The organism is Neobacillus drentensis (assembly GCF_036966985.1).
Classification (GTDB): domain Bacteria; phylum Bacillota; class Bacilli; order Bacillales; family Cytobacillaceae; genus Neobacillus; species Neobacillus drentensis_E.
Genome location: NZ_JBALSN010000353.1, coordinates 10,666 through 10,903, shown reverse-complemented (window position 1 = coordinate 10,903; position 238 = coordinate 10,666). Strand labels below are relative to the sequence as shown.

Sequence of the window (238 nt, the reverse complement as noted above, 5' to 3'; positions counted from 1 at the left end):
GATTAATCCAGCTAAAGAAGCACAGATCCCAGAAATGACAAAGGAATAGGCAATATATCTATTCACAGGAATTCCTAATGAAATGGCTCCGTCTGCGTTATCACCAATAGCGTTGTAATATCTTCCTTTACTGCTCCTAGATAGATATAACTGAACGAATATGACCCCAACAATAACGATGAAGGATAATAAATTAATTCCAAAGATGTCTATATTCGAAAGCTCTTTAAAGTTTGCA

General features: G+C 35.3%; 1 protein-coding gene. It reads right to left on the bottom strand.

Annotated elements, in window-relative coordinates; translation table 11 throughout:
* A partial coding sequence (locus V7659_RS21575; RefSeq protein WP_420491758.1) for an ABC transporter permease subunit occupies positions 1-238 on the bottom strand: 238 nt, incomplete at both ends.